The sequence below is a fragment of the Pseudomonas baetica genome (assembly GCF_002813455.1).
In the GTDB taxonomy this organism is placed as follows: domain Bacteria; phylum Pseudomonadota; class Gammaproteobacteria; order Pseudomonadales; family Pseudomonadaceae; genus Aquipseudomonas; species Aquipseudomonas baetica.
The window spans coordinates 1046334-1059075 of record NZ_PHHE01000001.1; the positions used below are offsets into that span (position 1 = coordinate 1046334).

The 12742-nt window shown below is 55.8% G+C and carries 13 protein-coding genes and 1 pseudogene; 7 read left to right on the forward strand and 7 right to left on the reverse strand.

The window, feature by feature from the left end; translation table 11 throughout:
* The first annotated feature begins 828 nt into the window (after nt 1–828).
* Together ATI02_RS04740 and ATI02_RS32580 are read left to right on the forward strand one after the other, a co-directional pair.
* Nucleotides 829–1173, forward strand: a complete 345-nt coding sequence (locus tag ATI02_RS04740) for a hypothetical protein (RefSeq protein WP_146166112.1) — start codon at nt 829–831, stop codon at nt 1171–1173.
* A gap of 144 nt (nt 1174–1317) precedes the next feature.
* A pseudogene (locus ATI02_RS32580) lies at nt 1318–1404 on the forward strand (lysis protein); the annotation flags it as partial.
* A 147-nt stretch (nt 1405–1551) separates the two neighbouring features.
* Here ATI02_RS32580 and ATI02_RS04750 read toward each other — a convergent pair.
* The 3 genes from ATI02_RS04750 to ATI02_RS04760 form a co-directional block, all read right to left on the reverse strand.
* On the reverse strand, nt 1552–1935 hold the full coding sequence (locus ATI02_RS04750; protein WP_100845590.1) for an aegerolysin family protein: 384 nt from the start codon (nt 1933–1935) through the stop codon (nt 1552–1554).
* Between the two features lie 1290 nt (nt 1936–3225).
* Entirely contained in the window at nt 3226–3441 is a 216-nt protein-coding gene (locus tag ATI02_RS04755) for a hypothetical protein (RefSeq protein ID WP_095188391.1), read from the reverse strand.
* Between the two features lie 133 nt (nt 3442–3574).
* Complete coding sequence (locus ATI02_RS04760) at nt 3575–3853, reverse strand: hypothetical protein (RefSeq protein WP_095188392.1); 279 nt, start codon at nt 3851–3853, stop codon at nt 3575–3577.
* A gap of 242 nt (nt 3854–4095) precedes the next feature.
* Between ATI02_RS04760 and ATI02_RS04765 the strand changes: the two genes are divergently transcribed.
* From ATI02_RS04765 to ATI02_RS04775, 3 genes are all read left to right on the forward strand, one after another.
* Complete coding sequence (locus ATI02_RS04765; RefSeq protein WP_100845591.1) at nt 4096–4425, forward strand: hypothetical protein; 330 nt, start codon at nt 4096–4098, stop codon at nt 4423–4425.
* Between the two features lie 84 nt (nt 4426–4509).
* Nucleotides 4510–4965: an anti-virulence regulator CigR family protein gene (locus ATI02_RS04770; RefSeq protein ID WP_100845592.1), complete on the forward strand. Its 456-nt coding sequence runs from the start codon at nt 4510–4512 to the stop codon at nt 4963–4965.
* A 120-nt stretch (nt 4966–5085) separates the two neighbouring features.
* Nucleotides 5086–6897, forward strand: coding sequence for an ABC transporter ATP-binding protein (locus tag ATI02_RS04775; protein WP_100845593.1), 1812 nt, complete (start codon nt 5086–5088; stop codon nt 6895–6897).
* Here ATI02_RS04775 and ATI02_RS04780 read toward each other — a convergent pair.
* From ATI02_RS04780 to ATI02_RS04790, 3 genes are all read right to left on the reverse strand, one after another.
* Nucleotides 6894–7838 carry an alpha/beta hydrolase gene (locus tag ATI02_RS04780; RefSeq protein WP_100845594.1) on the reverse strand — a complete coding sequence of 315 codons (945 nt, stop codon included), beginning with the start codon at nt 7836–7838 and terminating at the stop codon, nt 6894–6896. The two genes, ATI02_RS04775 and ATI02_RS04780, sit on opposite strands and share 4 nt — an antisense overlap.
* 112 nt (nt 7839–7950) lie before the next feature.
* Complete coding sequence (locus tag ATI02_RS04785) at nt 7951–8949, reverse strand: NAD(P)H-quinone oxidoreductase (protein WP_100845595.1); 999 nt, start codon at nt 8947–8949, stop codon at nt 7951–7953.
* Between the two features lie 61 nt (nt 8950–9010).
* Nucleotides 9011–10201 (reverse strand): YbfB/YjiJ family MFS transporter, encoded by a 1191-nt coding sequence (locus tag ATI02_RS04790; protein ID WP_100845596.1) that lies wholly within the window; start codon nt 10199–10201, stop codon nt 9011–9013.
* Between the two features lie 109 nt (nt 10202–10310).
* Between ATI02_RS04790 and ATI02_RS04795 the strand changes: the two genes are divergently transcribed.
* Nucleotides 10311–11186, forward strand: coding sequence for a LysR family transcriptional regulator (locus ATI02_RS04795; protein WP_100845597.1), 876 nt, complete (start codon nt 10311–10313; stop codon nt 11184–11186).
* A 181-nt stretch (nt 11187–11367) separates the two neighbouring features.
* Nucleotides 11368–11844 (forward strand): hypothetical protein, encoded by a 477-nt coding sequence (locus tag ATI02_RS04800; protein ID WP_238156259.1) that lies wholly within the window; start codon nt 11368–11370, stop codon nt 11842–11844.
* A 51-nt stretch (nt 11845–11895) separates the two neighbouring features.
* Here ATI02_RS04800 and ATI02_RS04805 read toward each other — a convergent pair whose 3' ends face one another.
* Entirely contained in the window at nt 11896–12618 is a 723-nt protein-coding gene (locus ATI02_RS04805) for a pirin family protein (RefSeq protein WP_100845598.1), read from the reverse strand.
* Nucleotides 12619–12742 lie beyond the last annotated feature (124 nt).

Below are 12742 nucleotides of genomic sequence, written 5' to 3' on the forward strand. Positions count from 1 at the left end.
CCGGTCGGCGATAAGAGTTACCTAGGTGCGGGAGTACCGCATCAAAATCTAGATTACGTCGGCGATAGGCGGCGATGAAGTACGTACAGTCCAGCGCCAAGTGCCGGCTATATCAGAGCTGGCTTTGCCTATGTATGCTGTTGATAACCTATACGAGTTACGGACATGCTTTTATAAGACTTGCATATCTAGACAGTCTTGAGGATGTACCAAGTTACTTATTCCCTTTGATGGTGATCCTGTCGTACTGTTATTCTGGGCAGGTAAACGGAAGTAGTCGAGACGCATCGTCAACGTGTAATCAACGGCATTGATGCTGCCAGTATCTTAATACAGCCTTACACCAGAAAGTACTGAATCGAATGTTCAGGAGTATTTTCAGTTTTCGTATTTTTAGTCGTGAGATTTTGACTCTAAATACGCAATCCCTTTGTTCGAAAGCCATCCGATTGAAGAGTGTATTCCCGATTCTACGAGACCTTTATCAATAGACCTGTTAACAGCGCTTTCACATACTTTTCTTGGGGCGCCGGTTTGTTCTTGAAGCAACTCCGCAGCACGACTAAAACGGTAGCCAATTGGTGCTTTCTGTAAATGAATTTCTCTAACGGCCTTGCAAACCGTTAGATCAGTAATGTCCTTGGTTTTCATCTCACACCCTTCATAGTGGTTGCTTAGGCAGTTTGTAGAGTATTTGTAATTTAATTCTTGTCTGCTGGCGATGTCTAGTGGGTAGCGTTGAAGGGCTATCTAGCCTGTCGTGTTGCTGTCCCTTGCGCCAGGGAGTTGAGTCGATGACCGTCGATCAGTGAGTCGTTGAAACTCGCCATGCTGATTACAGATACTGTATTTTTATCCAGTATAGAGCAAGCAATGCGGTTCGTGATTGTGCCCATGAGAGAGCGAGGCGTCGCCAGAGCGCAATTGGATATCGCCAGCGCCGAACCGGTGAAGGGCGATATCATTTTCTCCAGTGCGCCGTCTGACATCCTCAAAAGAACGTCCAGCACCGCGTCTCTGCGGCATGGTGCCTGGCCGGGTGATACGCGCCCGATTCGACCGCTTCTTGATGCTGGCCTGTTCAGCATGGCAACGCTCGGTTTCACGCTGAGCGGCCTGGAAGAGATCAATGGTGTTCTGTACGCGCAGTCTTGGTATTGCAGGGACGTGTGATTGTGTTCGATTGGCAGAACGCCGGAGAAACGGTGAACTACTGTAGGAATATCCAACGCCAAGTTATTTATTCTTATAGGGTGATGTGGCGGTTTTGTACCTTTTTAAATGATCTGTTTTTCTTTATATATCAATTGCTGGTTTCGGGGGCACCTTGCCCCAGCGCATGCTCAGCGAATTGTCGGTACCACCGACTACGGTGACCGGGGGCTGATCAGGCTGGCGGCGTGACAAGCGTATGTGTAGGAGGTGGCGGCTCCAAGTCCATGAGTTACAGCGAGCAGTATCACGAGATCGACTTTCTAAAATTTAGTTTTGAAATAGCCGCTCAAGATTTTCTCGGCGGCTATCTGATCGACTAAGGCTCACGCCGTTATATTATTTTTTTTCTGCCCTGAAGGTCACGGTAGCGTTATCGCCGCCTCCACCACTGTATGAAACTTTAACGTTTTCGCTATCGGTCGTGATTTCATACGAATTAGACCCCACGTATGGGTCGTCCCAGTGGATATTTATATTGCAAACTTCCTCAGTGACAAAATCATAAAAAGCGTAGGAGCAAAGTGCCTCCGTGCCCGTAGCGAACCCGTCCGACTCCGTCTTCCAATAGCCTTTGCCGGGCACATTGGAGCTCGGCTTCAATATTTTCTGCGGAGGATAGGTATCCCATTCCCCATGATCTAACTTCAGAGAGTTTTGAATTAGACTCAAGGTGGAGTCGAGGAAATTCTCAAAATAAACATCAACGCTTCTTTTAGCCATCGGTATAATTCCTTTTATTGAATTAACATTGCGCCTGCAATAGTTGGTTTGGGTTTTGCTCCGGCTGTTCTATGTGTCTGGTTGTATGCGATTGCTCCTTTTTATAGACTTTGTTAGTTATTTCTGATGCCCCGTTCAGGCATGGTTTTTAAATATTTGCCAGTAAGTGTTTCGGGCTTTGATTTTTTATCAGGAAGGGGCTTGCTGTCCTGTTTCCAGTTCAGGTACTTATTATTGATTTCAGCTTGTACTGATTAAAAATTTACTTATGCATCATCAGTTGATCGTGCGCAGTTAGAAACTCATCGTACGTTTTTGATGAATATGCGGTTAAATTTTTGGCATTGGTGGGCAATTTGATGAGCTCCTTATTCCATTAGGAGTGACGATTGAATCTATCCCTTCAAGCTAAGTTAACCACATACTATGGTTTGTTTAATCCTAACAGAGGCTAGACGGCGATCTTTAAAAGTCAAGCAACGTGTAGCGGATATGAGCCGTGCGATGCGCTTATGAGCAAACCGGGCTTGTTGGTTGTATAACCCTATATTTTGTGCAGGTAACGGCAGAGTGACGACTCTGGACAAGATCCTTGCCTAGCCATCAGAGCTGGTCATTGTTGAATGGAGCCGTGTGGTGCAAGCGCTGCGGCGGGATGCAGCAAGAGGTAGATCACTGCAATTTCCATTCCCCAAGTCGCACGATGTTCGGTGCAAACGTCCAACCATGGGCTGGAGGATGTAAAGCCTGCCCTTGATAACCATAATCGCGGTGTAAATCTGCTTCAGTGCAGAAATGCAAAGCCCCGAATGTTCGCGGCTCCTGGGCTTCTATTTTCGCCTCCATCCTTTAATGGCTGGCGAACGTGGTGGCGAGATTACCAGCGATGTATTCGTAATTCACTACTGCTATAAATGGATTGGGTTCGGTCGGCAGGACGCCGTGAGGGCTGTGCGCAAAACCTCCTCTGGAGACGGCGAGTTTCCGTTTACATAAGCACAAAAAAGCGGGTGTTTTACCTGCACTGGAATTTATTTTTTCTAAAAACAATAGGTTATATTGATTTAGTGCCCAGCATGGGGTGCTAGGGGGCGAGTGTTCGAATCACTCCGTCCCGACCATATAATTCAATGACTTAGGCCAATGCTCACAGCATTGGCCTTTTTCATGGGGCTGACTTTTGCGGGACTTGTTCGAACGTGGTCCCTATCAAGACGTGTCCTGCGCATCTGGATTGCAGGTGCCCGATATTTCTACGTCGGTGCCGCGCAGTCGAGCGTTCTCGATAAATCAGCTATTTTTCGCGTTCAGTTTACGCAACTCTTCATAAGTCGCGGATTGAACGAACCAGAAGCCAGAGATGATGCACCAGCTCAAAGTACCTACAACGAAGGTACTGACAGCGGCGAGAAAACTCTGGCTTAGCATCACAAGTGCAGCAATCCAGATGACTGCCAGTGCGATATAGAGAACGGTGTTGTTAACGCTGATAACGAAGTCTTTCATGTGCATTCCTTGGATGGATTTTCCTCTGGTTACCCTTCATGGGATCCCAGTGGCGGCATCATATTGCCATCGCGCCAGGCTTCGCTAGTCGCTGATTAGGGAAGACTCGATATCAGTCATGCTGTTCGAGTCATTACTGATCGGGCTTCTTCTCGATATCGTCCGAGTCACTCGACGTTGCTGCATCCTTTTCCGTTTCATGGGCTTGCGCGCCCGCATTTCCCCCTGAAGATTCTTCTCCCTTCTTGTTCGCTTTTTCATCATTGGCGCGCGAGCTTTTAGACTGGTTGACGCCAGGCAGTGCATTGGGTGGCGCGGAGGAGTCAGCGCTGGTTTTCTCGGCTGCCAAGGCACATGCCGGGCCGATGAGTAGCAGGCTGGCAAACGATACCGCCATAATTTTCTTGTTCATCTTCTAAGCCTTCCACGCGATGGGATGTGCTGCATTGGACATTAGGAGTCGTGGCAAAGGTGCGCGGCGCTGGACGAGCGGTAGCAATTACTAAATGACAACCCGCAGAATTGGCTGTGCCTTGGGCGGATGTGAGGCTCCAGCTTTGTCGCCTGATATTGCCAAAAAGCGGCAAATTGCTGGCCCCCTAATGCTTATTTCATCGGCAAACTCGCCTTTTTTCAAAAGGTTAGGTTGGCTATATGCGGACGTTTGTCATAACCGTTGCAACGCTTTCCATGGCTGTCCTTGCTTCGGGAGTTCAGGCAAAAGAGCTAAGTAAAAGCCATCGCTTTGCTTGTACGTGGGGCTCGGACATCGCCGCAGGCGCACAGAAATCAAAACTTTCAGGGATGTCTTTGTATGGCGCGCGTAAACAGTTGCAGGTGCGTCGATTCCAGCAACCGTGGATGCGTATGACGGCGATGGGGATTATCGAGCAAACCTACAACAGCACCTCGAAGCTCCAGCCCGCTGCGGTCAAGCAGACCTACTATGAACAATGCGTGCGGCATGAACTGGCGCAGCGATAGAAGAGAAATTCCCGGCAGCCATGACCAATCTACCCATCGCGGTCTACAGTTCAGTGGATGATCCGACTGTCTGAGAGCACGGATATGTTCAAAAGATCAACACGATGGATTGCAGCTTCGATGTCGCTCGTACTGGCCGCTGGCTCGTCGGTGGCACTGGCCGACCCCGGTAACGGTAAAGGGCAAGGCAACGGTAAAGGCAATCAACACAACTCCCAGGGCCAAGGGAGCAAAGGCAAAAATGCTGGCCATGATGACCGCAGCCATGGCCCATCCGTCGACCGCGGTAATGTGATTGGCGTGATTGGTGGCTATCGCGACTACTGGAGCCCCGGCCCGGCGCTGCCTCCGGGCATTCAGAAGAATCTGGCTCGCGGTAAACCTTTACCGCCCGGTATCGCGAAAAAACTCGATAATCGCTTGCTGGGCCATCTCCCGCACTATGACGGCTATGAATGGCAGCAGGCGGGTACTGACCTGATTCTGGTCGCCCTCGCCACGGGGCTCATTTATGAAGTCCTGAATGGTGCCTTTGACTAAGCGCAAGTCAGCCATCAGCCCAACCTTTTCAGGTTGGGCTTTTTAATACCTCAAGGCAGTCCTGGCCGGAGCAGCGGAGTACCATGTCGTGCTCTATTGACCTGCCGAGTCCGATGTCCCATGCCTGCATTTTCCCGCGTCACTTCGTTGCTCGACCAGGCGCAGCGCGCCTTGCGACTGGTTTGGGGGACGTCGCGCGGGCTGTTTATGGGCCTGGTGCTGGCGACATTGATGGCAGGTGTGCTGCCGGCACTCGCGGCATGGTTGGGACAACGCATTGTCGATGCGGTGGTGACCGCGATGCAGTTGCATGCGCAGCAGGGCGATGCGCCGTTGTGGCCGGTGTTGCGTTACGTGCTGATGGAGGCGGGTGTGCTTGCATTGCTATCCGGCACACAACGGGCACTGTCGGTGCAGCAGTCGCTGTTGCGGGTGCAGTTGGGGCAGAAGGTCAACACGTTGATTCTGGAGAAGGCGCAGACCCTTTCACTGGTGCAGTTCGAGAACTCCGAGTTCTACGACAAACTGGTGCGTGTGCGCCGCGAAGCCTCGACTCGGCCACTGGCGCTGGTCATGAAGTCACTAGGGCTGATCCAGAACTTGATCATGCTGATCAGCTTCGGCGTACTGCTGGTGCATTTTTCCCCGTGGGCGCTCGTGCTGCTGGTGATCGGTGCGTTGCCGGTGTTCTTCGCCGAGGCGCATTTTTCCGGTGATGCCTTTCGGCTGTTCACCCGTCGCGCGCCAGAGAGTCGCCAGCAGAGCTACATCGAAACCCTGCTGTCCCACGAGGCCTACATCAAAGAGGTCAAGCTGTTTGGTTTCGCGCCGCTGTTATTGCAACGTTATCGCGACACCTTCGCCAAACTCTATGCCGAAGACCGGCGCCTGACGTTACGCCGCGATAGTTGGGGTTTTGGTCTCGGCTTGCTGGGCACTGCGGCGTTCTACGTGGCGTACGCCTGGGTGGTGATCGATGCGGTGCACGGCAATATCAGCCTGGGCCAGATGACCATGTACCTGGTGCTGTTCAAACAGGGGCAGAGCGCGGTCAGCAGCAGTCTGAGTGCGATCAGTGGTTTGTACGAAGATGGCCTCTACCTGACGAGTCTTTACGAATACCTCGCCGAGCCAGTGCTCGCCGACAGCGGTCACCTGACTGTCGGCGCGCGGCCGGGCGACGGGCTGCGTTTCGAAAACGTCGGTTTCCGCTACCCCGGTGCGAGCCGTGCGGCGCTGCAAGGTATTGACCTGCATCTGGTGCCGGGCAAAAGCCTGGCGCTGGTCGGGCAGAACGGTTCCGGCAAGACCACGCTGATCAAGTTGCTGACCCGGCTCTACCGCCCCGATCAAGGGCGAATTTTGCTTGATGGCAGCGATTTGCAGGATTGGGAGGAAACAACGTTACGGCAGCGCATTGGCGTGATTTTCCAGGACTACATCCGCTACCAGTTCAGCGTCGGTGAAAACATCGGCGTCGGCGACACACTGGCGTTCAACGATGAGCAGCGCTGGAAGGAAGCCGCTGCCGAAGGCATGGCAGCCCCCTTTATCGAAGCACTCGACCGGGGATACGCGACACAACTGGGGCGCTGGTTTGCCGGTGGTCAGGAGTTGTCCGGCGGACAATGGCAGAAGATTGCCTTGTCCCGGGCCTATATGCGCCGCGAGGCCGACATCCTGATTCTCGACGAACCCACCTCAGCCCTCGACCCGGCAGCGGAGGCATCGGTGTTCGAGCATTTCAGCCAGCACACTGAGGGGCGCATGACGTTGCTGATCTCGCACCGTTTTTCCAGTGTGCGCAATGCCGACCACATCATTGTTCTGGAGAAGGGGCAAATTCTTGAGGAGGGCGACCACGAAGATCTGATCGCCGGTGCAGGGCATTACGCTCAGCTGTTCGATTTGCAGGCTCGCGGTTATCGCTAGGAATCCCGCGCGCTGCGCAAGGTTGCCGGCCCGGCGATCCGCGGTGCAGGTTTGGTCTGCATCAACGCATCAATTGCCTTGCGATAATTCTGCCCGCCCAACGCCATGCTGTTGTTGTGCGTGCCACCCGGCACCAGTAACAGACGTTTGGGCTGTTGTGCTGCGTTGAATAGCTGCTCACTGAAGCGCGCCGGCACGAAAGCGTCGGCCAGGCCATGCACCACCAGCAGCGGCATATGAATGTCGGCGATCTTGTCGATGGAATCGAACTTCTGCGACAGCAGCCAGCGCACCGGCAGTGAGGTGTTGGCCACGGCAGCGGCGACATCCGCCAGCGTCGTGAACGTGGACTCGATCACCAGTCCGCGGACCGGGAGCGGCGTGTGATCACGGGCGGCGTCCTTGCCGAGTTCGGCGGCCAGATCGACCGCCACTGCACCGCCAAGCGAGTGACCGTAGATCAGGCGCTTGTTCGGGTCCGGTTGCAGCAGTTTGAAACGCTCCCAGGCCACCCGTGCATCTTCGTAAACGCTGCTTTCCGACGGCAGATCCCCCTTGCTCTTGCCGAACCCGCGGTAATCGATGGCCAGCACCGAGTAGCCCGCCGCGCGCAATTGCTCGATGCGATACAACTGTCCGGTGAGGTTCCAGCGCACGCCATGCAGATAGAGAATCGCCGGGGCATTGGCTTTCTCCGCCGGCCACCACCATGCATGAATGTTTTGCCCGGCCTTGAAACTCTTCGGTTGCAGATCGAGTTCCTGCACGCTGCCGGGCAAGCCGTGATACCAACCCGCCGCGTCCGGCTCGATGCGAAACAGCAGTTTGCGTTCGGCGTGCTCCAGCACGGCACAACTCGCCGGCACGCCGATAATCAAGGCGGCCATGCAGGCAAACGCCAAGCGGCGACGGCGCAGACGAGTCATGAAGGACAGGAACATTAAACGTTTCACCAGGGCGCAGACAAAGAACGCTTTTTACCAGATGCCTTGGTCTGCGCGCGATATTTTCGACCACCGTGCATGTGCAACGATTACAAAATGCTGCAGCGGCTCAATCGACCCGCAGCACAATCTTGCCGATATGGTCGCCGGCCTCCATGTGCGCATGGGCTTGAGCGGCGTCGGTGAGCGCATAGACCTTGTCGATCAACGGCAGGCAGCGCCCTTCATTCAGCGTTGGCCATACGTGTTCGCGCAGCGCATCGGCGATGGCGGCTTTCTCTTCAGTGGTCCGAGCTCGCAACAGCGAACCAGTGACCACCGCGCGTTTGCCAAGAATCGCCAGCAAATCCACGTCGTTGGCCTTGGCGCCGCCCAGAAAACCGAGCATCACCAACCGCCCGTCCATCGCCAGGGCGCTGACGTTACCGTTGAAGTACGAGCCGCCCATGATGTCGAGAATCACATTCACACCTTGGCCAGCGGTCTTCTCGGCGATGACTTCAGCAAAATCTTGATCGCGATAGTTGATCGCCTCGCCGCCCAGTTCACGAATCGCCGCACATTTTTCAGGGCTGCCGGCGGTGGCGAAGGCTTCGATACCAAACTCGCGGCAGAGCATCAGTGCGGTGGTGCCGATGCCGCTGGTGCCGCCGTGAATCAATGCACGTTGCCCCCGGCTGGCGCCGCCGAGGCCAAACAGGTTGGCCCATACGGTAAAGAAGGTTTCCGGGATCGCGGCGGCTTGCACCCAGTCGAGGCCATCGGGGATTGGCAACGTCTGGCCAGCCGGGACTGTGCAATATTCGGCATACCCGCCGCCATTGGTCAGCGCACACACCTTGTCCCCCACGGCAAACTGGCTGACGTCGGCGCCGAGCGCCACCACTTCACCTGCGACTTCCAGGCCGGGAATCGGGTTCATACCGGGTTTCATCGGGTATTTGCCAGCACGCTGCAAGGCGTCGGGCCGGTTGATCCCGGCGGCGCGCACACGGATCAGCACTTCGCCTGCTGCCGCCACCGGTAACGGCACGCGCTTGGCTTGCAGAACCTCAGGGCCGCCGGGTTCGGTGATTTCGATTCGGGTCATTTCGTTGGGTAAGGACATGTCGATTCCTGTTGCTAGAGGTTCTGTAGATGGGAGCGCAGCCCGGAAGCAATGATTCCCTTCAATTTTCACAGGCGCGTGATTCAGACGAGGAGGGCAGCCATTTCAGGGCATGCTCCAACAAAATCGCCACCGTGATCGCGCCCGCAGCGACCACGAACAGCAAGGCGTGATGACCACCTGTGGCATTGAACAACGCCGAATAGGCAAATCCGGCCAGCGCCTGAAACGTGGCGAACGATACGGTGGCGCGGCTCCAGGCGATTTGCTGGCGATGATGATCCGGCACCAGTTCATACACCCGGGCCAAGGCCAATGGCACGATGCCGGGCGGGAATGAACCGATGATTACCGCCAGTGCGGCCAGCGCCATTAAAGAGTGGGATATCGCCAGCAGTCCCAGCGCAATCGCCTGTACGACCAATACCAGGCGAATGCCTGTCCGCGCGCCAAACCGATCCGCCAGAAAGCCATAACTCACCGGCCCGACAATCGCGCCCAGGCCATACATGACCCATACCATTGCGCCGATGTGCGCCCCGGCACCGAGACCGCGAGCCACGTAATCCACCAGGAACACCATGGCCGGCACCAGCCCCGCGGCCATGAACGCATATTGGCCGAACAGCAAATAGACGGCGGGAGGTGTTGGCTCAACCGCCGCAACCTCGTGAGTTGCAGTCGAGTGCGGTAAATCTGCGGGCCAGCCAAACCAGCTCATGGCGGTCAGCAACAACGACAAACCACTCAGTCCCAGCCAAGTGGCTTGCAGGCCCAGGCTCAGCAGCGGCGGCACAAGGGTACCGGAACCGGCAATTCCCAGGCCGATGCCGAGAAAAATTGCACCACTGGCCAACCCTTTGCGGGACGCCGGCACATGCGGCAACACGGTCGCAGCCACCTGCACCATGATCGCTCCTCCGGTAATCCCCGACAGCAAGCGCCAGCCAAAGAACCAGCTCACCGACAACGGAAACGCACAGGCAAAAAACGCGGCGGTGACCAGCAGCATCATCAATCGCAGGGCGGTTTTATTGCCGAGTTGTCGCGCTATCGGCCTGCCGAGCAGAGCGCCGATCAGGTAGCCGACCAGATTGGCTGCGCCGAGGTAGACCACATCGTTGGCAGAAAACCACTGCGCCTGAATCAGCGAGGGAATCAGCGGGGTGTAGGCGAATCGCGCCAGGCCGATGCTGACCAGACTGGCGCAGAGTCCCGCGAAGATCGGTAACGCTGAGGATGATGTACGCATGGGAGCGATCCTGAGAGGTTTATGGCGCTCAGCATATCGGCTATTGTTGCTGCACTAATGCAGCGATTTGGCATCATGGCGATGCATATTTGCATCAGCAGGAGAAAGCATGAATTGGGACGATGCGCGGGTATTTCTCGCGGTATGCAGGGAGTCGACGTTACGCGGCGCCGCGCGGGTGCTGGGCGTGGATCAGGCCACTGTCGGGCGGCGGATCACGGCGCTGGAGAAGTCCCTGAGCGCGACGTTGTTTTTGCGCACTGGCGACGGTTACGCGTTGACGCCAGTTGGCGAAGCGGCACTCAGAAGCGTCGAAAAAATGGAGCACTCGGCGCTTGAACTGGAGCGGCAGATCCAGGGGCTGGACGATCGTCTGACCGGTAACGTGCGCGTCAGCACCACCGATTCGCTGGCCATCGACTTCCTGATCCCGGCCGTTGCACGCCTGCACGAGTTGCACCCTGACGTGCGCGTGCAACTGGATGCCTCCACGCAGATCCTCAGCCTGGCCAAGCGCGAGGCGGACATCGCCGTGCGCAACACCCGGCCTGACAATCCCGATCTGATCGCGCGGCGAATAGCCCGCTGGCCGGTGGGATTGTTCGCTTCACAGGCATATATCGACGCCAAGGGCATTCCTCAGCAGGGTGCAGCGTTCGAGGGGCATGACCTGGTGGTTTATCACCCGTATTTAAAGGGTCACAAGGACATGATGCTGGTTAGCGAGCCGGTGCATCGCGGGCGCATTGTTGCCAGCCTCAGTTCCAGCCTGTTGGTGCGTCGCTCGATTGCGGCGGGCCTGGGCGTAGGAGAAATCCCGGTGTACATGGGCGAGCGCGATGGCCTGGTCAGGCTTTGGCCGGAGCGGAATCGTCCGCAACCGTATGAGGTATGGCTGGTGACCCACGCGGACTTGCGCCATACCGCGCGGGTTCGTGCAGTGATTGAGCAGATAGTCGAGGCGTTTGCGCTGGAGAATGAGTGAGTGCTTAAAGCGCTTTGGAGAAGCTACATCTTCTGACGAAACAGCCTACACCCATAGCAGAATCTGCCGGCTTGCGGGCTTGGGACGCCAGCCCTATCGTTGATGCAGCTCACAGCGCCAGAAGTCGGGTTGTGAATGATGCACCAGGGAAGGCATCGGTAACCCAAGGAAGGGGATCGGCTTGAAAGCCAGGGAATTCGAGCAATATCAAAGCACCGACACATTGAGCAGAGGGCAGAGCACTCAAGCCATGAACGCTATCAGCCGTGACGAATTCAACGCCAGGATCGAGACCATTGAGGCAAGGATGGATGCTCGGGTCGAATATGTGTCGGCGAAAATCGAGAGATTTCTGGATGTTCAGACCGAACGAGACAAGGCCCTGCTAGACCGCTATAACTCCATTTCCGCAAATGTGCAGCAAATCGCTCTGGAGTCAAAAGAGGCGGTCAGACAGGCCTCGACCATCAAGGCGAATTATTGGGCCTCAACCGCTGTGTATTTCCTTGGAATCGTCGGCATCGTCGTGGCGACTTACTACGCCAATCAAGCCAATGTCTACGTAGCGATTCAAACGACTTTGTCGGCGGTTCAAGCAGGCAAGGACACCCATCCGCCTATACCCGCCGTGTCGCCATTACCGAGCACGCCACATTAAAAAAACGGCCTTCAAATGAAGGCCGTTTTTGTGGGCAATGAAAACATTGCTTCATGGCATCTGCGGCAATTCCTGCGGCCGCAAGTCAAACACCAAGACCTCGGCATCCACGCCGTTATTCAGGGTCAGCAGTTGTTCCTCGCGAACCCGCACGCCGTCACCTTCCTGCAACGGCTGGCCGTTCAGCTCGACGCTGCCGCGAGCCACATGGATGTAGGCGTAGCGATTGGCCTGCAGTTCCAGGGTGGCGCTTTCCTTGCCGTCGAACAGCCCGGCGTAGACTCGTGCATCCTGACGCACAGTCAGCGAACCATCGCTGCCGTCCGGCGAGATGATCAATTGCAGGCGACCGCGTTTTTTCTGCGCGCTGAAATGCTCCTGCTGGTAGCGCGGTTTGGCGCCGCCAACGTCTGGCACAATCCAGATTTGCAGGAAGTGCACAGGCTTGGTGGCCGAATGGTTGAACTCGCTGTGCGCCACACCGCTGCCGGCGCTCATCAGTTGTACGTCGCCGGGGCGGATCACCGAGCCGGTGCCGAGGGTGTCTTTATGTTCCAGCGCACCTTCCAGCACGTAGGAAAAGATCTCCATGTCGCGATGCGGGTGCTGGTCGAAGCCTTTACCGGCGGCAACGCGGTCATCGTTGATCACCAGCAGGTCGGAAAAACCCTGTTCTCGCGGGTTGCGGTAGCTGGCAAAGGAAAAGGTGTGGAACGACTTCAACCAGCCATGATTGGCGAGGCCACGATCGGAGGCTTTGCGAAGGGTCAGCATGATGAAATCTCCTTGCGGGACGTGAATTCGTCCGAGTGAGGAGAAGGTTACTGTTAACCATTCGATGCAATAAGTAGGTGATAGTTGAAATACTGTCTCCATCAGGTTGACAGTTTTGCGTGGC